The organism is Croceibacterium segetis, from assembly GCF_011320115.1.
Lineage (GTDB): Bacteria > Pseudomonadota > Alphaproteobacteria > Sphingomonadales > Sphingomonadaceae > Croceibacterium_B > Croceibacterium_B segetis.
Map to the genome: position 1 here is coordinate 212,342 of NZ_JAANOZ010000006.1, position 18,480 is coordinate 230,821.

The 18,480-nt window shown below is 67.0% G+C and carries 22 protein-coding genes; 14 read left to right on the forward strand and 8 right to left on the reverse strand.

From position 1 onward, the window contains the following. The first annotated feature begins 40 nt into the window (after nucleotides 1-40). The 10 genes from G7B69_RS09375 to G7B69_RS09420 are packed head-to-tail and all read left to right on the forward strand — an operon-like array spanning nucleotide 41 to nucleotide 7,336. On the forward strand, nucleotides 41-1,270 hold the full coding sequence (locus G7B69_RS09375; protein WP_166178506.1) for a serine hydrolase domain-containing protein: 1,230 nt from the start codon (nucleotides 41-43) through the stop codon (nucleotides 1,268-1,270). 10 nt (nucleotides 1,271-1,280) lie between these two features. After that, nucleotides 1,281-1,679, forward strand: a complete 399-nt coding sequence (locus tag G7B69_RS09380) for a carboxymuconolactone decarboxylase family protein (RefSeq protein ID WP_166178508.1) — start codon at nucleotides 1,281-1,283, stop codon at nucleotides 1,677-1,679. Further along, nucleotides 1,679-2,155: a nuclear transport factor 2 family protein gene (locus G7B69_RS09385; protein ID WP_166178510.1), complete on the forward strand. Its 477-nt coding sequence runs from the start codon at nucleotides 1,679-1,681 to the stop codon at nucleotides 2,153-2,155. The genes G7B69_RS09380 and G7B69_RS09385 overlap by 1 nt, the downstream gene beginning before the upstream one ends. Further along, nucleotides 2,152-2,565, forward strand: coding sequence for a nuclear transport factor 2 family protein (locus tag G7B69_RS09390; protein WP_166178512.1), 414 nt, complete (start codon nucleotides 2,152-2,154; stop codon nucleotides 2,563-2,565). Before G7B69_RS09385 ends, G7B69_RS09390 begins: the two co-directional genes overlap by 4 nt. Continuing rightward, the gene (locus tag G7B69_RS09395) at nucleotides 2,565-3,314 is read left to right on the forward strand and encodes an SDR family NAD(P)-dependent oxidoreductase (protein ID WP_166178514.1); all 750 of its coding nucleotides are present in this window, start codon (nucleotides 2,565-2,567) and stop codon (nucleotides 3,312-3,314) included. Before G7B69_RS09390 ends, G7B69_RS09395 begins: the two co-directional genes overlap by 1 nt. Before the next feature lie 4 nt (nucleotides 3,315-3,318). Further along, on the forward strand, nucleotides 3,319-4,464 hold the full coding sequence (locus G7B69_RS09400) for a serine hydrolase domain-containing protein (RefSeq protein ID WP_166178516.1): 1,146 nt from the start codon (nucleotides 3,319-3,321) through the stop codon (nucleotides 4,462-4,464). A 10-nt stretch (nucleotides 4,465-4,474) separates the two neighbouring features. Beyond that, nucleotides 4,475-6,037, forward strand: a complete 1,563-nt coding sequence (locus G7B69_RS09405) for a phytoene desaturase family protein (RefSeq protein WP_166178518.1) — start codon at nucleotides 4,475-4,477, stop codon at nucleotides 6,035-6,037. Continuing rightward, nucleotides 6,034-6,249 (forward strand): hypothetical protein, encoded by a 216-nt coding sequence (locus tag G7B69_RS09410; protein WP_166178520.1) that lies wholly within the window; start codon nucleotides 6,034-6,036, stop codon nucleotides 6,247-6,249. The genes G7B69_RS09405 and G7B69_RS09410 overlap by 4 nt, the downstream gene beginning before the upstream one ends. Further along, the gene (locus tag G7B69_RS09415) at nucleotides 6,246-7,031 is read left to right on the forward strand and encodes an SDR family NAD(P)-dependent oxidoreductase (RefSeq protein ID WP_166178522.1); all 786 of its coding nucleotides are present in this window, start codon (nucleotides 6,246-6,248) and stop codon (nucleotides 7,029-7,031) included. The genes G7B69_RS09410 and G7B69_RS09415 overlap by 4 nt, the downstream gene beginning before the upstream one ends. Before the next feature lie 41 nt (nucleotides 7,032-7,072). Further along, the gene (locus G7B69_RS09420; protein ID WP_166178524.1) at nucleotides 7,073-7,336 is read left to right on the forward strand and encodes a DksA/TraR family C4-type zinc finger protein; all 264 of its coding nucleotides are present in this window, start codon (nucleotides 7,073-7,075) and stop codon (nucleotides 7,334-7,336) included. Between the two features lie 6 nt (nucleotides 7,337-7,342). On the opposite strand, the gene G7B69_RS09425 is transcribed toward G7B69_RS09420, so the two are convergent. Beyond that, nucleotides 7,343-8,218, reverse strand: a complete 876-nt coding sequence (locus G7B69_RS09425; protein WP_166178526.1) for an ABC transporter substrate-binding protein — start codon at nucleotides 8,216-8,218, stop codon at nucleotides 7,343-7,345. Nucleotides 8,219-8,241: 23 nt separating this feature from the next. After that, nucleotides 8,242-9,000 carry a FadR/GntR family transcriptional regulator gene (locus G7B69_RS09430; RefSeq protein ID WP_166178529.1) on the reverse strand — a complete coding sequence of 253 codons (759 nt, stop codon included), beginning with the start codon at nucleotides 8,998-9,000 and terminating at the stop codon, nucleotides 8,242-8,244. 134 nt (nucleotides 9,001-9,134) lie between these two features. On the opposite strand from G7B69_RS09430, the gene G7B69_RS09435 reads away from it, so the two are divergent. Next, the gene (locus G7B69_RS09435; RefSeq protein ID WP_166178531.1) at nucleotides 9,135-9,380 is read left to right on the forward strand and encodes a hypothetical protein; all 246 of its coding nucleotides are present in this window, start codon (nucleotides 9,135-9,137) and stop codon (nucleotides 9,378-9,380) included. Here the strand turns inward: G7B69_RS09435 and G7B69_RS09440 are convergent. Genes G7B69_RS09440 through G7B69_RS09460 form a run of 5 tightly spaced genes read right to left on the reverse strand, consistent with a single transcriptional unit; the run spans nucleotide 9,377 to nucleotide 14,819 of the window. Continuing rightward, the gene (locus G7B69_RS09440) at nucleotides 9,377-10,255 is read right to left on the reverse strand and encodes an NAD(P)-dependent oxidoreductase (protein WP_166178533.1); all 879 of its coding nucleotides are present in this window, start codon (nucleotides 10,253-10,255) and stop codon (nucleotides 9,377-9,379) included. The two genes, G7B69_RS09435 and G7B69_RS09440, sit on opposite strands and share 4 nt — an antisense overlap. Then, on the reverse strand, nucleotides 10,252-11,061 hold the full coding sequence (locus tag G7B69_RS09445; RefSeq protein ID WP_166178535.1) for an N-acyl homoserine lactonase family protein: 810 nt from the start codon (nucleotides 11,059-11,061) through the stop codon (nucleotides 10,252-10,254). The genes G7B69_RS09440 and G7B69_RS09445 overlap by 4 nt, the downstream gene beginning before the upstream one ends. 7 nt (nucleotides 11,062-11,068) lie before the next feature. Further along, nucleotides 11,069-12,244, reverse strand: a complete 1,176-nt coding sequence (locus G7B69_RS09450) for a cytochrome P450 (protein ID WP_166178537.1) — start codon at nucleotides 12,242-12,244, stop codon at nucleotides 11,069-11,071. Next, nucleotides 12,241-13,134 carry an MBL fold metallo-hydrolase gene (locus G7B69_RS09455; RefSeq protein ID WP_166178539.1) on the reverse strand — a complete coding sequence of 298 codons (894 nt, stop codon included), beginning with the start codon at nucleotides 13,132-13,134 and terminating at the stop codon, nucleotides 12,241-12,243. Before G7B69_RS09455 ends, G7B69_RS09450 begins: the two co-directional genes overlap by 4 nt. 11 nt (nucleotides 13,135-13,145) lie before the next feature. Then, nucleotides 13,146-14,819, reverse strand: coding sequence for a GMC family oxidoreductase (locus G7B69_RS09460; protein WP_166178541.1), 1,674 nt, complete (start codon nucleotides 14,817-14,819; stop codon nucleotides 13,146-13,148). 109 nt (nucleotides 14,820-14,928) lie between these two features. Between G7B69_RS09460 and G7B69_RS09465 the strand changes: the two genes are divergently transcribed. Continuing rightward, nucleotides 14,929-15,585 (forward strand): hypothetical protein, encoded by a 657-nt coding sequence (locus G7B69_RS09465; RefSeq protein ID WP_166178543.1) that lies wholly within the window; start codon nucleotides 14,929-14,931, stop codon nucleotides 15,583-15,585. 10 nt (nucleotides 15,586-15,595) lie between these two features. Here G7B69_RS09465 and G7B69_RS09470 read toward each other — a convergent pair whose 3' ends face one another. Further along, on the reverse strand, nucleotides 15,596-16,378 hold the full coding sequence (locus G7B69_RS09470; RefSeq protein ID WP_166178545.1) for a citryl-CoA lyase: 783 nt from the start codon (nucleotides 16,376-16,378) through the stop codon (nucleotides 15,596-15,598). A 65-nt stretch (nucleotides 16,379-16,443) separates the two neighbouring features. On the opposite strand from G7B69_RS09470, the gene G7B69_RS09475 reads away from it, so the two are divergent. Then, nucleotides 16,444-17,568, forward strand: a complete 1,125-nt coding sequence (locus G7B69_RS09475) for a CaiB/BaiF CoA transferase family protein (protein WP_166178547.1) — start codon at nucleotides 16,444-16,446, stop codon at nucleotides 17,566-17,568. Between the two features lie 308 nt (nucleotides 17,569-17,876). Beyond that, the gene (locus G7B69_RS09480; protein WP_166178549.1) at nucleotides 17,877-18,416 is read left to right on the forward strand and encodes a VOC family protein; all 540 of its coding nucleotides are present in this window, start codon (nucleotides 17,877-17,879) and stop codon (nucleotides 18,414-18,416) included. The last annotated feature ends 64 nt before the right edge of the window (nucleotides 18,417-18,480 follow it).

The following is an 18,480-nucleotide window of genomic DNA, read 5'->3' on the forward strand; positions in this document are numbered from 1 at the left end:
CCGTTAGAGTCGCAACGGCTCAACGACAAAGGAGAGAGACTTGGCGTTGGCCGAATTCCACGAGACGATTGCCGTGCGCGGCGGCGAGTACCCGCTGCGCGGCCGCTACGACGAACGCTTCCGGCCGGTGGTCGACGCGTTCATCGAGAACTTCCGCGTCGAGGAGGAGCTGGGCGCGGGGGCTTCGGTGGTGCTGGACGGTGATACCGTGATCGACCTGTGGGGCGGCTGGGCGCGCGCCGATCGCAGCGAGGACTGGGACGAGCACTCGACCGTCTGCATGATGAGCGTGGCCAAGGGCGTCACCGGCATCTGCTTCAACATGGCGATCGACCGCGGGTTGATCGACCCGAACGAGCGCATCGCCACCTACTGGCCGGAGTTCGCGCAGAACGGGAAGGAAGACATCACCGTGCGCATGGTCCTCGACCACACCGCGGCGATCCCGGTGCTGACCGACGACGTCATGTATCCCGGCGGGTTCTTCGATTACCCCGCCTACATCAGGGCGCTCGAGGTGCAGCACCCGCTGTGGCAGCCGGGCACGCGTGCGGCCTACCACGTGCACAACCAGGGCTTCCTGCTCGGCGAGATCATGCGCCGGGTAACCGGCATGACGATTGGGCCGTTCCTCAAGGAGAACGTCACCGAGCCGCTCCACGCCGAATACTACATCGGCGGGATGGACGAGCAGCAGCAGGCGCACGTCGCCGAGGTGCTGCCCAACACCGGCGCGCGGCTGTTCGCGGCCAAGGATGCCGCGGTGCCGCCCAAGCCGACCACGCCCGAAGGCTGGCAGGACGGCGCGGTGCTGCGCAGCTTCGCCTTCCTGCAGAATCCGCAGGAGCCGTGGCACACCACCATGAACAGTCCGATCTGGCGCACTTGCGAGATCGCCAGCGGCTCGGGCCACGGCAACGCCCGCGGCGTCGCCCGCATCTACGGCGCGACCGTTGGCGAAGTGGATGGCATTACGCTGATGTCGAAGGACCGACTCGAAGCCATGATTACCGAGCAGCACAATCAGATCGAGCTCCTGCAGGAACGGCCCTATCACCAGGCGATGGGCGTGCTGCTCAACACCCCCGAGGCGGTGTACATGGGCCCGAACATGCGCAGCTTCGGCCACCACGGCCTCGGCGGCTCGATCGGTTTCGGCGATCCGGACGCCAGGCTCGGTTTCTCGTACTGCTGCAACCAGATGCACGCCGTCGGCACCAACGGCCCGCGTGCGCGGCGGCTGATCGACGCGGTTTACTCCGCCCTGTGAAGGACTGACGATGGACAAGGACCTCTACGACAAAGGCATGCAGATCCGCCGCGAGGTGCTCGGCGATGCTTATGTCGACCGCGCGCTCGCCAAGTCGAACGCCTTCAACGACCCTCTGCAGGAGCTGGTCACCACGTACTGCTGGGGGTGGAACTGGGGCCGCGAGGGCCTCCCTCGCCGCGACCGCAGCCTGATCAACCTGGCGATGATCGCCGTGCTCAACCGCCCGCACGAGCTCAAGGTCCACGTGCGCGGCGCGCTCAATAATGGGCTCAGCCGCGAGGAAATCCGCGAGGTGCTGCTGCAGGTCGGCATTTACGGCGGCATCCCGGCGGCGGTGGACAGCTTCCGTATCGCCAACGAGGCCTTCGCCGAGATCGACGCCGAGGGCAGCGAGGAGCTCGCCTGATGGACGATGTCGCCCGCTTGCTGATCGAGCGCGAATGCGGCCGGCTGCCGCTGCTCTTCGCGCGCTATGCCGACAACGGCGACCACGCCAGCCTGGCGCAGCTGTTCACCGAGGATTGCGAGTTCGCCCGCCCGTTCCAGCCCGACCATCCGTTCTACGGCCGCGACCGCGTTCAGGCGATTTTTCGCGACCGTCCGCCGATCCTGGTGCGTCATATCGTCACCAACGTGCTCATCGAGGTGATCAGCGAGACCGAGGCGCGCGGGACGAACTACCTGGCGATGCTGTCGTGCCACAGCTCGACCGAGCCGCCGCAAGAGGCCGGCGGGCTCTATGTCGGCGGGTTCGAGGACCATTACGTCCGGACCCCCGGCGGCTGGCGCTTCAAGAGCCGCTACGGCCACGTCGCCCTGCACCAGGGCGGTGCGATGCCGACCATTCCGCCGCCGAGCGACGAAGCCAGGGGATTGAAATGACCGTCACCGCCCAGAACGGCAACGAGCAGCTGGTGCTCGATTTCTTCGAGGTGCTGTCTTCGGGCGACCTCGAGAAGCTGCGCGCATTTTACCACGACAAGTCGGTGTGGGAGCCCAAGGTCAAGAACATCGCCGGCGCCGGCATGCATGTCGGCATGGACATCATCGACAAGTTCCTCGCGCCCGTCCGCGGCATGTTCGAGCCGGGCGATCCCAAGGTCCACGTGCAGAACATCTTCTCACAGGGCCCATGGGTCTGCGTCGAGAGCTTCTCGACCGGCAAGACGCTCGACGGGCTGGTCTACGAGAACGACTACTGTTGGGTGTTCGAGGTCTCGAACGGCAAGATCGATGCGATGCGCGAGTATATGGACAGCCATTACACCGCCAAGCTCTTCGGGATGGACTGATGCGGTTCGAGCGCAGGCCGATCCTGATCTCGGGCGCCGGACGGGGGCTTGGCGAGGGGATCGCCAGGCATCTGGCGTCAGAAGGCGCCATCGTTGGCGTCGCCGACGTCAACGGCCAGACGGCGCATGACGTCACGCGGGCGATCAACGATGCCGGCGGCAAGGCCTTGGCCTACGAAGCCGATCTCGGGCGGCGAGACGCGTTCCTCGACGTCGCCAAGGAATTCGCGCGGCACGCCGGTCCGCTGCGCGCGGTGATCAACAATGCCTCAGTGCTGGTCTACGAACCGATCGAGCAGGTCACCGAGGAAACGCTCGACAAGATGCTCTCGGCGGGCCTCAAGAGCGTGTTCTGGGGCGTCCAGGCCTTCCTCGCGCACCGTGACGAGAGCCAGACCGGTAACATCATCAACTACTCTTCGCCGGTAGCCTATCGCGGGCGGCCGAACACCGGCGCCTACACCACGATCAAGGCCGGCATCGCCGGGCTGACCAAAGTCCTCGCCGGCGAGCTCGGCCCGCGCGGGGTCCGCGTCAACGCCATCGCGCCGGGCAGCGTGCCGACCCCGGCTACCGAAGGCTTCGTGACGCCCGAGCAGTACGAGCAGCGGGCAAAGAACATTCCGCTGCGCCGCAACGGGACGCCCGAGGACGTCGCCCACGCGGTTGCCTTCCTGCTGTCCGACGAAGCGGCGTTCATCAACGGGGCCATGCTCGCCATCGACGGCGGCATCATCGCGGCGGGGTAAGGCAGTGACGGCAATCTGGCAGCAACGCCTGGACAAGCTATGTGAGGTCATCCTCGCCGACGTCGCGCGCGGGGACTATTTCGGCGCGGTGCTGATCGTCGGGCGCGGCGGCCATATCGTCTTCGCGGAGGCGCTCGGGGCGGAGGACTCGGCGGGCGAGCGGCCGCTGCAGCTCGAGAGCGTGTTCTCGATCTTCTCGGTCACCAAGGCTTTTACCAACGTCCTCATCATGAAGGCGATCGAAGAAGGCCGCTTCGCGCTCACCACCAAGGTCAAAGACGTGCTGCCGGAGTTCACCGGCAAGCCGCGCGAGGACGCGACCTTCTACCACCTGCTCACCCACACCGCGGGCATGCCCGGCGTGTGGACACCCAGGCCGGACATGTACCTCGATCGGCTGCAGGAGCTGTTCGAAGCCTCGATCGAAAACGTCCACGGCGACGTCCCGCCGGGCACGCGCTGCGATTATTCGCCGCTGGTGAACCACGTGCTGCTCGGCACCGCACTGGTGCGGACCGATCCCAGGGGCCGCAATTTCCGCACGCTGCTGCACGAAGACCTGTTCGCCCCGCTCGGAATGGACAGCACCAGCATGGGGCTGCGCCCCGATCTCGCCCATCGCCACGTCAAGCCCGACATGCGCGGCACGGTGCCGATCAAGCACTTGAGCCGCAACATCGAGGGCGACCATGCGCTGTTCGAGGATCCCGATGTCGAGGCGCCGCACGTCGGCTGCGCCTCGACCTGCGAAGATCTCCATCGCTTTGCCGAAATGCTTCGCCGCGGCGGCGAGCTGCACGGCAAGCGGATCCTCTCGCCAGCCATGCTCAAGCTGGCGCGGCAGAACCACAGCGGCGCGATGCCCAACGAGCTCTACAAGCGCGTGGCCGAGAACGCCGGCTGGGAAGTCCCGCCGGCCAACCAGGGGATCGGCTTCCAGGTGCGTGGCACCGGCGTGTTCCACCACTTGTTCGGCACGCTCGCCAGCCCCGAGACGCACGGCAACTACGGCGCGGGCAGCACGATGTTCTGGGTCGACCCGGTCGCCGACGCCAGCTTCGCATTTTGCAGCGCCGGGGTGATGGCGCAGGCGGCGAATATCGAGCGCTGCCAGAAGCTCAGCGACCTCGCCCTTTCCGCGATGCTCTGAAGGAACGCCAATGGCCGACGCCGACATCGTGGTAATCGGATCGGGCCACAACGGCCTCGTCGCGGCGGCCTATCTCGCCGTCGCCGGCAAGCGCGTACTGGTGCTGGAGCGCAACGCTTGGTTCGGCGGCGGCGTCGTCACCCGCGAACTGACCCGGCCGGGCTTCAGGCACGACCAGCATTCGATGAGCCACATCTTCATCCAGGCCAATCCGTTGCTCCTGAACGACGACCTTGGCCTCAAGCGCAAGTACGGCCTCCAGTACGTCTTCCCCGACGTGCCGATGATGAGCGTGTGGGAGGACGGGACCACGCTGCCGCTCCATCGTGACGCCAACACCTCAGCGGCCGCCATCCGCAAGTTCAGCGCCAGGGATGCCGAGACCTTCCTTGAGCTGTCGCGGCAGGCGGCCGAGTGGCTGCCGATGATCCAGGCCGGGCTCTATTCGCCGCCGATGCCCTTGGGCGCGCAGACGGCGATGATGGACCAGAGCGCCGAAGGCCGCGAAATCTGGCGCACCACCCAGGTAAGCACCTTCGACCTGATGGAAGAGCTGTTCGAGCACGACAAGGTCAAGGCGCACTTCGGCCGGGTGGCCGGCGAAAACCTCGTCAGCCCCGACGAGAAGGCGACCGGGATCGGCGCCTACGTGTTCCTCGGCTTCCTCGAGAAATTCGGCTTCGGCGTGCCGGTCGGCGGCTCGGGCAAGCTGACCGACGCGTTGATCGCCTGCATCGAGGATCATGGCGGCGCGGTGCGGGCGAGCTGCACGGTGCGCGAGGTCGTCACCGACGGCTCTCGCGCGACCGGCGTCGTCCTCGATGACGGCGAGCGGCTGTCGTGCAGCGATGGCGTCATCGGCGCGATCCACCCGCACCACCTGCCCGAGATGGTCCCTTCGGTCCCGGCTCAGGTCGCGAAGAACGCCATGCGCACGCACATCACGCCGGCCGCCTGCTTCACCGTCCACGCCGCGCTCGACGCGCCGCTCAGGTTCAAGGCCGGCGACCTGTCGGCCGTGATGTACGAGCTGATGCCGGCGAGCTACGAGGACATGCGCCGCGCCTTCGACGAGCTGCGCTACGGCGAGATGAGCCCCACGCCGCTGGTCGGCGTCGGGCAGCTGACCCAGCATGACCCCAGCCGCGCGCCCGAAGGCAAGGCGATCTTCCACGCGTGGGACTACGTTCCCTACGACCGCCCCGACGGGCGCAGCTGGGACGAGGCCAAGGGCGAATTCGCCGAGGGCGTGATCGCGCGGATGTCGAACTACATCGAGAACGTCCCCGAGGTGGTGCTCGACTACCATTGCGACTCGCCGGTCGATATGGAGCGCACATCCCCAAGCTTCTTCCGCGGCGACCTCCACGGCATCGCCACCACCACTTACCAGTCGGGCAGCCACCGCCCGACGCCCGAGCTCGGCCAGTACCGCGTGCCCGGGGTCGAGCGGCTCTACCTCGTCGGCCCGTTCCAGCACCCCGGCGGCGGCGTGTTCGGCGCCGGCCGCGCGACGGCGATGGTCATGGCCGAGGACCTCGGCATCGATTTCGACGGGATCCGGGTCGGATGAAGATCTACGCCGCCGACAAGAGCGAGCTGATGCAAGTGACCAAGGTCGAGCGCCAGGGCGACAACCTGGTGCTCAAGGGCAAGGTCTTCGGCACGATGCCGATGGCCGCCACGCTCACCCCCGAGGAAGCGCGCGCCTTCCGCAAGCTGCTGACGCCAAAACTGCTGTGGTTCATCCTCACGCTGCCCTTCCGCAAAGGAGCCAAGACATGAAGCGCCACGAAGGCAAGACGATGCTGGTCACCGGCGCCGCGGGAGCGATCGGGTTCGCCACCTGCGAGATCCTCGCTCGCGAAGGCGCCCGCGTGATGCTGGTCGACATCGACCAGCCGAAGCTGGAGCAACGCGTGGTCCAGCTGCAGGCGGCCGGCCATGATGCTCTCGGCTTCCATGCCGACTGTGCCGACGAAGGGCAGGTCCGCGCCTACGCCGAGGCCGCGCACGGCGCGTTCGGCCATGTCGACGGGTTTTTCAACAACGCGGGCATCGAAGGCACCCTCGCGCCCACGCACGAGTATCCGGTCGCCGAGTTCGACCACGTGCTCCACGTCAACTTGCGCGGCATGTTCCTCGGCCTGCGCTACGTGCTTCCGGGCATGGCCCGCCGCGGCAAGGGCGCGGTGGTCAACACCGCCTCGATCGGCTCCGAGCGCGGGCTCGCCGGGGCCTGCGCCTACAACGCCGCCAAGCACGGCGTGGTCGGCCTCACCCGCACCGCGGCTAGCGAAGTCGCGCAAAAGGGCGTGCGAGTGAACTGCGTCGAGCCCGGCGTGATCGAGACCCCGCTGCTCGTCGGCATGCTCGAGCAGATGTTCGACAATGTCGAGGCCGGGATGAAGAAGCTCGGCGAAGTCGCCACGCTCAACCGCGTCGGCCAGCCCGAGGAAGTCGGCCAGGTGGTCAGCTTCCTGCTCTCGGACGAGGCAAGCTACGTCAACGGCGCCCGCTGGGAGATCGACGGCGGCGCGCTGGCGACGATCCGGAACGATATCTGAGCCCGACGTTGCTTCACCATGAGCAACGAGGCTGACAGGTGATGGCCGGCGGCTGGACGCGTGACGGCGCGGTGCAGGACCAGATCGACGACACGGTGAAGGACGCCGTGCAGCGCGCCCGCGCCGAAACTCCGGCGGGCGAAAGCGCCACGCACTGCGACGACTGCGGCGAAACGATCCCGAAGAAGCGCCGCGACGCGCTGCCCGGCGTGCGAAGGTGCGTCGCGTGCCAGAGCGAGCGCGACGCCCATCGTGTGGCCGCGGGCATCAACCGCCGCGGCAGCAAGGACAGCCAGTTGCGCTAGGCGCGATTACGCGGCGGCGATCGACATGATCGAGTGCTCGTAATCGCGCACGCCGGGGTCGCCGTCGAAGATGCCGCGCTCCTCGATCCACGCCTGCGATTCCTCGAAGGTTTCGCGGCTGTAGGGCTCGAACACGATGCGCTCGCCCGGGCCCCAGCGGCCGGTATCCATCTGCTCGTGGAAGCGCACCGGGAACTCGTTCTTGTAGTAGTGGGTGTAGAGCTCGGGCCTAAGGTCGATGTCGTGCTGCGCGCGGCGCAGCGCGGCGAAGTACTTCTTGATGTCGGCCGGGTCGGAGCCTTCCTTGACCATCGAGGCCATCATGAAAGTGCTGTCGATGATCTTCCTGAAGCCGAGCTGTTCGAGGAAGTAGTACGGCCCGCTGAACAGGCTGGCGGCGGGGATCTTGCGGTCGATCAGCAGCTCGAGGCGGCTGAACAGCATCCCGTCGGCGAACGAGAGGTTGATCTGGTCGGTCTTGAGGTAGGTCTCGAGCGCCTGGATCGTCGAGTAGTGGCTGCCCGACTGATAGCCGACCGAGATCGGCACTCCGGCGAGGTCGCGCGGGTGCTTGATGTCGCTCTCCGGCGGCGCGAAGATCGCACATGGGGAAACCGAATAGGCGTCGGCGTAGAGCAGGCCGTGGCCCGCCGCGGCGGCAACGTTGACCGTCCAGTGGCAGGCGCACGAGACGTCGCCTTCGCGGCCTTTCTCGAAGGTCTGGTAGGCGCCGAACTTGTCGCCCTGCTGGTGGTTCTTGGCGTCCTTCGAATCGAAGGTCTCGCGGAACTCGTAGTCGAGCCCTTCGGCGGTGAAATAGCCCTTCTCCTCGGCGACCCACTCGTGGAGCCGGAAGTGCGGCTGGATGACAAACTTGGACATGGAGCGACTCCTGTTTTCGATCTTCAGCAACAGTGGGGCGCGTCGGCTTGGTCTTCGCTGACACGGCGCGCGCGGATCATGCGGACGTGATCGTCCATCAGCCGCCGGGCGGCGGCGGCGTCGCGGGATTCGATCACGTCGACGAGCTGGCGGTGGACCTCGAGAATGTGCCGCGCGACCGGATCGGTCAGCGTGCGGTTCTGCGCCGGCCACGAGACGTGCTGCAGCGAGAGCAGCTGCGCCACCAGCACGCGGTTGTGCGAGGCCTCGGCCACCGCGAGGTGGAAGCGCATGCACGAGCGGGTGTAGGCGGCGCTGTCGTCTATCGTCGCCTCATGCTCGGCAAGCAGGTCGCGCAGCTTCAGCAAATCCTCGGGCGTAGCGTTTTCCGCGGCCAGCTCGGCGGCCGTGATCTCGATCGCCCGCTGCGCGTCCATCATCTCGCGCACGCTGATCCCGGCGAGGGTGAGCTGCACCGCCAGCGCCTCGGCGAACAGCGCGGGATTGCCGCCGGCGATCCGCGCCCCGCCGCCTGAACCGACCTTGATCTCGACCACTCCGAGCGCCTGCAGCGTGCGCAGCGCATCGCGGGCGACGATCCGGCTGGCGCCCGCGCGCTCGGCCAGGTCCTTCTCGGTGCCGAGGAAGTCGCCCGCCTTCAGGCGTTTGTCGAACAGCGCTTCGCGAACCTCGTCGACGATGCGCGAGGAAAGCGTCGCCGACGAACGCACCGGCTCGAACGACCAGGGGTCGGGCTGCTTGCGGAAAGGTATCACGGCCATTCGAATCGCCTCTCGCCGCACCCGATAGCGTCACAGTGAAAGATAATAAAGATGATATCTTTCGATTGGCAGCGTTTGGGAGGAACAAGCGCCCCCGCTCAGCGATTGATCCGGCAACGGCAAAGGAGACGGAAATGCTTGGCAAAATCCTCGGCGGCATCGCCGGCGCGCGTGCGGCGGAACACACCGGTAAGATGGGCGGCGCGAAGGGCGCGGTTCTCGGCGCGGTGGCGGGCTCGCTGATCCGGCGGGCGAGCATACCCGGCCTGATCGCCTTCACCGTCGGCGGCTACGCGCTCAAGAAATGGAAGGATAAGCGCGACCGGGCCGAAGCCAAGCGCAAGAGCTTCGAGACGCCGCCGGCCGGCGCGGCGGTCTAGCGCTCCGGATCGAGCCCGGCGTCGGCCTCGACGACTTTGGCCATCTCGGTGAAGTCGGCGTCCTTGCCGTAGGTGGCCAGCACGCGGTCGAGCAGGGCGGCGAGGCGTTCGCCGGTCGGCAGCGGGACGCCCATCGCCCGCGCCTCATCGAGAGCGAGGCGGGTGTCCTTTAGGCTGAGCTGGGCGGAGAAGCCGAAGTCGAAGGTGCGGGGCAGGACCGCGCGCGGCCACTTGTCGCGGGTCGCCGAGTTGGCCCCGGTGCCGGCATTCAGGACTTCGATCATCCGCGCCGGGTCGAGCCCGGCCTTGATACCGAGCGTCATCGCCTCGGCAGTGGTGGCGATCGCCGCGAGGCTGAGGAGGTTGTTGGCAAGCTTGGTCACCTGCCCGGCGCCGGGCGTCTCGCCCATGTAGAACGGCTTGCCGATGTGCGCGAGCAGCGGCTCGAGCTCGGGCCACAGCGCCTCCGGTCCACCGACCATGATCGCCAGCGTACCCTGCTCGGCCCCGCGAATACCGCCGGAAACCGGCGCATCGAAGCTGGCTACGCCCTTCGCCGCGGCCATGTCGTGCAGTTCCTGCGCCAGCTTGGGGCCGGAGGTCGAGAGGTCGCAGAGGATGCGCGGGCTTCCGCCGGACAGCACTTCGGCCGCGGCAGCGCGGACGATCGGCGGCGTCGGCAGGCTCAGGAAGACCACCTCGCAGCGCTCGCCCAGCGCGGCGGCCGAGCCGGCGGCTTCGGCACCCTTGGCGAGCGAGCTTCCTACCGCGGCGTCGGAGATGTCGTGCACCAGCAGACGATCGACATGGCCGACGAGGTTGGCCGCCATCGGCGCGCCCATGCGCCCGAGCCCGAGGAATCCGACCGTCGTCATTGCGTCTGCGCGATAGGGACAAGCGGCGCGAGGTCAACGCGGGCAATGTCGTTTTCGGACGGGAAGCACTTGAGCACCAGCGGGTCGTGGCCGGGGATCAGGTGGTCGAGCGAGCCGCCCGCCAGCTCGAGCGCCCGCTTCTGCGCTTGCCGGTATTCGCCTTCGTCGATGAAGATCGGGAAGGGCAGGCTGCGGGTCACGTTGGCGTAGAGGTGCGCGGCGTCACTGGCGAGCACGACGGTACCGCGCGCGGTCTCGCAGCAGACGACTTGCAGCCCCGCGGTGTGCCCCGGGCACACCCGCAGCCCGATGCCCGGGGCGAATTCGCTGTCGCCGTCGTGGAACACCACGTGGTCGGCGTAGAGCTTGCGGACGAGCTGCGCGACCGGCTCACCGTCGAACGGCGCACGGCTCGGCGCGTCGCAGACGTGGCGGCTGGTGGCCCAGGCCAGCTCGGCATCCTGCACGTGGAACTTCGCGTTGGGAAAGAGGCTCAGCGAACCGGCGTGGTCGTAGTGGAGGTGGGTCAGGATCACGTGCTCGACCGAAAGATGGTCGATGCCGGCATCGCGTAGCCCCTCGACCAGCGGGCGGGTGATGATCCGCCCGCGCGCCACGGCCGCCTGTTCGCCAAAGCCGGTGTCGACGATCACCGGCGGTACGCCCTCCCGGTGGATCGCCCAGACGAAATAGTCGAGCGGCATCGGCAGGTCGTGGTCGTCGACCGGTTGCGAAAAATTGTTACCGGCGGTGCGCTCGTGCCGCGCGTAACGGATCGCATCGATACGGATGACGGGCGCTACCATGGTTAACTCAACCGAAGTTGAGCTTGACCGGCTGGCGGATCGGTCCGTGGCCGACGGTGGTCATCCACGGCTCGTACGCCCCGGCGAGCTCGATGCTTTCGACCTGCCGGACGATTTCGCCGAGCAGGGCCTGCGCTTCCATGGTCGCCAGCACCCGGCCGACGCAACCGTGCACCCCGTAGCCCCAGCCAAGCGAGTGCCTGGTGTCGCGGTCGAGGCGGTATTCGTCGGGCGCGTCCCAGTAGCGCGGATCGCGGTTGGCGGCGGCGAACATCAGCCCGACCTTGCTGCCGGCCGGAACCGTGTATTCGCCGATCTCGACGTCGCGGGTGGCCATGCGCCCGGCCATGCGGCTGGGCGAGTCCCAGCGCAGCGATTCGTCGAACGCCGCGCGGACCTTCTTCGGGTCGGCGCGCAGCTTCTCGTACTCGCCGGGGAACAGCGCCCAGGCGCGCAGCGCGTTGGCCATGGTGATGAAGGTGGTATCGGCCCCGGCGCTGAGCACCGTCTGCAGCAGCAGCTTGGCCTCGGGCAGCGTGACCTGGCCGGAGTCCGACGCGGCGTAGATCTGCTCGCCGATCCCTTCGGGGTCGAGCGCCGAGCGTTCGCACTGGGTTTCGAGCCACTCGATCACCGCGGAGTAGTCGTGCTCCATCGCCTGGTCGAACAGCTCGCCCGGTGGGCCCATCGTCGCCCAGACCATCTCGGAGAAGCCGTGCATGTTCTCGCGGCCCTTCTCAGGCAGGCCGAGGATGTCGGGCAGGACCTGAAACACGAACGCCTGCGCCACGTCGCCAACCGCGTCGACGGTGTCGCGAGTTCGCAGGCGGTCGAGCAGTTCGCGCGCGCTCTGCTCGAACACGGCTTTCACCCGCTCGAGTGCGCGCGGGCTGAGCGCGTCGGCGATCACCTTGCGCACCTGGGTGTGCCGGGGCGGATCGTCGGTCAGCAGGATCTCGGGGCGAGGCGAAGTCGGATCGTGCCAGGGGCGCGAGGTGCTCGAGAACGTCTTCCAGTCGAGCAGCCCGCTGGTCACATGCTCGTGGCGGGCGATCATCACCGTGCCGTCATGAAGCCGCACCACGGGGGCGAACTCGCGCAGCGCGTCGTCGACCTCGCGCGCGTTGCGCACCGCCTCGGGCGTGAAGATATCGAGCGGGTAGTCGGGGATTTCCTTGCTCAAAGCCCCAGCCCCCGGAACCAGGTCTGTCCGTTCTCGCCTGTCTCGATGTGCCCGGCGGTCGGCTCGAAGAAGTGGGCGCCGATGACGATCACGCCGCTGTCCTTGTACTTGTCGACGAAGCCCATCCGGGTCTGCCGGCCGGCCTCCTTGTCCATGTCGAACGTGGCCTCGCGGTGCGGCATCGCGCACTGCATCGGGTGATGCATCAGGTCGCCGGTAATCACCGCGTCCTGACCCTGAGAGCTGATGCGGACATGGATGTGGCCCGGCGTGTGGCCGTGGCTCGGCTCGCAGCGGATTCCGGGAGCGATCTCATGGTCGGTATCGATGAAGTCGGCCATCCCCGCTTCCACGATCGGATCGACGCATTCGACCAGGTGGTTGTCGGTATGGTGCCCATCGTGGCGGATGTGGTCCTGCCAGGCGATGTATTCCTTGCGCCCGAACAAATAGCGGGCGTTGGGGAAGGTCGGCCTGAACTCGCCGGTCGCCGGGTCCTTGTAGGTGTTCCAGCCGACGTGGTCGAAGTGCAGGTGGGTGCAGAACACCGTGTCCACTTCCTCGCGCGTCACGCCGAGCGATTCGAGGTCTTCGAGGAAATCTTCGGGCAGGTCGCAGAACACGTCGAAGTCGCGCTCGCGCCCGGCGCCGATGCACGAATCGACTACGATCGTCCGGCCGGGCGCCTGCACGACGAAGCCCTGGAAGTTCATCCGCTGCTTACCGTCCGGCGTCGCGTAGTGCGGGTGCAGCCAGTCCATCGCGATCACCTCTTCGGCGGTCGTCTCGGGCATGGTCATCTGGATGTTGTCCTGGAAGTCCCACACCTCGACGATCCGTGACACCGTGACGTCGCCGACCCGCCAGCTCTTCACATGTTCCTTGGCCAACTCGCTCTCCCTTACGCGGCTTTCCGCGCCTTCTTCGGTTTCGGCTTGTAGCGCGCGACGCTTTCGGGCGGCAGCTCGGCGGCGGGCAGCGCGGGCTTGCCGAGGATGAAGTCCGCCGCCCGCTCGCCGATCATCACGCACGGGGCGTTGGTGTTGCCGCCGATCACGCTCGGCATCACGCTGGCATCGGCGATGCGCAGCCCCTTGATGCCGTTGAAGCGCAATTGCGGATCGACCACCGCGTCGGCGTCCGAGCCCATCCGGCAGGTGCCGACCGGGTGGTGCACGGTGTAGCCGGTCTCGCGGATATACTTGTCGAGCTGCTTGTCGGTCTTGCACTCGGGCCCCGGCGCGACTTCGACGCCTTCGTACTCGGCGAAAGCCGGCGTGGCGAAGGCGCGGCGGGCGATCTTGAGCGCGCGGATCAGCGGCTTGATGTCGTCGGGATGCTCGAGCAGGTGCGGGTCGATCAGCGGCGCGGCGGCCGGGTCGGGGCTGGCGAGGCGCAGCGTGCCGCGGCTCTTGGGATAGAGGCACACCGGGCTGATCGCGTAGCCGTGGCCGAGCGGGAAGGGGATCTTCGGGTTGGTCAGCCGCTTGGCCGGCTGGAACACGAACTGCACGTCCGGCTTGGCCAGCGAGGGATCGGTGCGCAGGAAGGCGACGCTCTCGAACACGTTGCCGGCGAGCGGGCCGGTGCGGGTCAGCAGGTACTGGAAGAAGTGGAAGACGTCGCGCGGCATGACCTTCCACGACAGGCCGTAGCTGGTGACGTCGTGCGTCTCCATGTGCATCGGGCTGGCCGGATGGTCGTGGTAGTTCGAACCGACGCCGGGCACGTCCCTGACCACCTCGATGCCCATCTCGCGCAAGTGCTCGCCCGGGCCGATGCCGCTGAGCATCAGCAGCTGCGGGGTCTGCACCGTGCCGGCCGAGAGCACGACCTCGTGCCGGGCGCGGATCGTGCGCCCGTCGGCGAGCAGCACGCCCACGGCGCGGCCCTTCTCGACCAGCACCCTGGCGACCTGCGCGCCCACTTGCAGGTGGACGTTTCCGCGCGCCATCGCCGGCCTCAGCATCGCCCCGGCGGTGGTCTCGCGGCGGCCGTCGCGGATCAGGCCCTGGCGGCGGCCGTAGCCTTCGGAGTTGGCGCCGTTGAAGTCCTCGCAGGCGGGAAACTGCAGCGTGCCGAGCGCGTCCATGAACGCGTAGTTGAGCCGGTTGGGATTGGGCACCAGCTTGACATTCACCGGGCCGTTTACCCCATGAAACACGCTCTCGGGAAAGTCCTCGTTATGCTCGGTGCGGGTGAAGTAGGGCAGCACCTCGGCATAGGACCAGCCGGTGCAGCCCGCGTCCGACCAGTCGTCGTAATCGGTCGGATGGCCGCGGAAATAGACCATGCCGTTGATCGAGCCCGAGCCGCCGACCACCCGCCCGCGCGGCACCGGAATCTGGCGGCCGGCCATGCCCGGCTGCGGCACGGTGGCAAAGCGCCAGTTGGTCGCCTCGCGGCCTATAGCCGCGGCGACGAAGCTCGGGATATGGATGAACGGATGGCTGTCGTGTCCGCCGGCCTCGATGACGCAAGTCGTGCGGTCGGCCCGCTCGCCCAGCCGCGCCGCCACCGCCGCGCCCGAGCTGCCGCAACCCACCACGACGTAATCGAATTCCGCTGCGTCCATGCCTGTCTCCCGCGAGTCACTCTGCGAGGGGCGGGCGATGTTGGCAAGGTGTGACGAGAGGGATAGGTTAGGTCAGGCGAGTGATCGCTTCATCAAAAAGGGGGGTTCGATGAGTTTCTTTCTGCGTCTCTTTGGGAGTTCCGGCCAACCGCCGCGACGCATTGACGAGATGACGTTGGAGGAACTCTTCGCCCTGCTTAAGGCGACAAGCGGCGAGGCGAAAGCAGTCGATACAATTGGGATCTTTCGACGCCTCACTCAGCTCGCACTATTCGAGCAAGGAATACCCGATCAAGAGCGCAACGCAGCCTTGGAAATTGCAACGGCTTTGCACAGCGACATCGAGACATCCCTTGCTCACGACCCGGAGGCGCTCGAAGCCTTTCAAGAGGCCGCAGACTTCCACCTGAATCAAGCTCGCCATTTTGGGTACGGCAGCCTCCAATGGCGGCTACAAAAGCAGAAAATAGAAGCTAACCAACTGATAGAGTTTATCGCGCGTCCCGATCATGCCGAACTTCTGCCCGACTTCCTTGAAATGATGGAGCCTAGCGACATTGCGGAGTTCCGCGCGGCGCTTCTTGGCCAGATGGGCAATCTGCGCTCTAGGGATGGCGAGGATACCGTCGATACATTGTCTCGCTTGGCGATCAACGGAGACGGTTCAATGACAATGTTGCTGAGCGGGCCGGAGCTGAGCGCATTGCGAAACGCCCCGAACGACCGACCAGCAGCGCTAGAAGTGCTCAGCTCGATGGGAATTTAGCGAAGCCGTTTCACTCCCCATCATACTCAATCGCCGCCGCCGCCGCGCCGCTCAGGATGAACCCGATCGGCCGCTCGGCTTCCTCGGTCAGGTGGCCGATCAGGCCGGCCGTGCGGCACAGCAGGCCGATGCCTTTGAGCGCCGCGAGCGGGAAGCCGATGTCGAGCATGATCGAGGGGATCGCGGCGTTGACGTTGATCGGCAGGTCGCGGCCGATCGTCTCGGGCAGCGCGGCCTTGAGCGCGCGCATCATCGCCACGTGCTCGCCGCTGGCGCCGCGTTCGTCGGCCATCTCGAGCAGGCGGTTGGCGCGCGGGTCGCCGCCGGCGTGCTGCGGGTGGCCGAAGCCGGGGATCGCCTTGGTCGTCTGCCGCAGCTTCGTGATATTGCGCACCGCTACCGCGTGGAGGTCGTCGCCGGTCGCGCGCTGGTCGGCGACGCATTCGGCGTAGAACTTGCCGGCCACTTCCGCGCTGCCCAGCACCACGCTGCCGCAGCCAAGCAGCCCGGCGGCGACCGCGCCCTGCAGCGCCTCGGGCGCGGCGGCATACGTCATCCGCGCGGCAACGACGCTCGGCACCAGCCCGTGCTCGGCCAGCGCCACCAGCACCGCATCGGCGAAGAACTTCTGGTCCGCGTTGGGCATCTGCCCGGTGACCAGCAGCCAGAAGTAGCTGGTGAAGTCGATCTGGCCCATCAGCCCGTTCACCAGGTCATGCCCGCGCACGGTGATGCTGGTCGCGTCCGAAGTGCAGATACTGGTGAACGGCGCGTCCTGCTTGCCGATGCGCATGTGGGTCTCCCTTGCCTTGGACCGCCGCTCGCTATAGCCGCGCGGCAGGCAAATTGGAGACACTAATGGCGCGGCCGCTGCAAGGCATTCGCGTGCTCGACATGGGCACTTTCATCACCGGCCCCGCCGCGGCGATGCTGCTGGCGGACCTCGGGGCCGAGGTGATCAAGGTCGAGCAGCCGGGCACCGGCGACCCGTTCCGCGCCTTCAACGGCAACCTCTATTCGCCGCACTTCCAGACCTACAACCGCAACAAGAAGAGCGTCGAGCTCAACACCAAGGACGCCGCCGACCTCGCCAAGTTCGACGAGCTGGTGGCGAGCGCCGACGTGTTCATCCAGAACTTCCGCCCGGGTGTCGCCGAGCGCCTGAAGGTCGACGCCGCGCGGCTGCAGGCGCTCAATCCGCGCCTGGTCTACGCCGACATCTCCGGCTTCGGCCAGGACGGCCCGCACAAGGACCGGCCGGCCTTCGACACCGTCGCCCAGGCCAGCGCGGGGTTCCTGCGGCTGCTGATCAACCCCGACCACCCGCGCGTGGTCGGCCCGGCGATCGCCGACGCGGTGACCGGCTTTTACGCCGCGCTGGGTGTGATGGCGGCGCTCTACGAACGCGAGACAACCGGCAAGGGGCGCCACGTCGAGACCAGCATGTTCGAGGCGATGTGCCACTTCAATCTCGACGACTTCACCCACTATCTCGCGGTCGACCAGATCATGGGGCCCTATTCGCGGCCGCACGTTTCGCAGAGCTACGTCTTCGAATGCGCCGACGGCGGGTGGATCGCGCTGCACATGTCGAGCCCGCCGAAGTTCTGGGAGAACCTCGCCGAGGCGATGGGCGTGCCCGACATGCTCGAGCGCGAGGAGTTCGCCACCCGCCCGGCGCGGATCGCGAATTACGACAAGGTGATCGAATTCCTCGCGCCGATCTTCAAGACCCAGTCGCGGACCTATTGGGACGATCGCCTGGCCGAGCTCGAAGTGCCGCACTCGCCGATCCTCAATTCGAAGGAAGTGCTCGAAGGCGAACTCGGCCAGCACCACGGCATCCTCGCCGAAGCCGACAGCCCGCGCGGCAAGTTCCGCACGATCCGCTCGCCGTTGCACTTCGACGGCGAGATCGAACGCGTGATCACCGCGCCGCCCGAGCTCGGGGCGGACAACGAGGAGTACCTGGGCAAGCGATAGGGTCGATTGTTGGAAACGGCGTGCGGAAAACGCTGTCCTACAAAGCCTTCCCTGTGCTGTATGCCAGCATGGCCCAGATCGGTTTCGAGCGCGGGGGGCTCTTTCGCCGTATGAGAAGTGTCACCCGTCGCTTTGACGCTAAGTTCTTGAAAATGAACGAATAACAGAGCGACGCCCGGGTGACAGGGTCCGTAAACTGTCACCCGGCGAAGCGCCGGAAATTGAATGAATTGCCTCGCGCGGCGGCTTTGGTAGACTATGTCCAGATCGCGGCGCCCGGGACTCGGCGCCGCCAAGGGAGAGTGAGAATGAGCGCCAAGTTGCCCAGCCGCCTGCACCACACGGCCTATGTCACCAAGGACATGGAGAAAACCCGCCATTTCTACGAGGATATCCTCGGCCTGCCGCTGATCGCCACCTGGTGCGAGACCGACTTCCTGTTCGGCAAGGACCGCACTTACTGCCACTGCTTCTTCGGCATCGGCGACGGCGGCGCGCTGGCGTTCTTCCAGTTCGCCGATCCCGACGACCAGGCGCAGTTCGGCCCGGACATTCCCGCGAGCCCGTTCATCCACCTGGCGCTCAACGTCGACAACGAGACGCAGGCCGAGCTCGAGCGGCGGATCAAGGAGGCGAACCTCGAAGCCACCTACGTTCTCGAGCACGGTTATTGCCGCTCGGTCTACGTGGTCGATCCCAACGGGATGACGGTCGAATTCACCAACGACGACCCGCGCGCCGCCGCCGGCGACGCCGAGCGCAAGGCCCGCGCGCACGACGAGCTCAAGCGCTGGCTGGCCGGCGACCACACCTCGAACAACACCTTCCGCCACGCCGAAGCGGCGTAACAGCCAACGTCGCAACGCTCCCATTCCCCCTCCCCCGCGGGGAGGGGTCAGGGGTGGGGGAGCG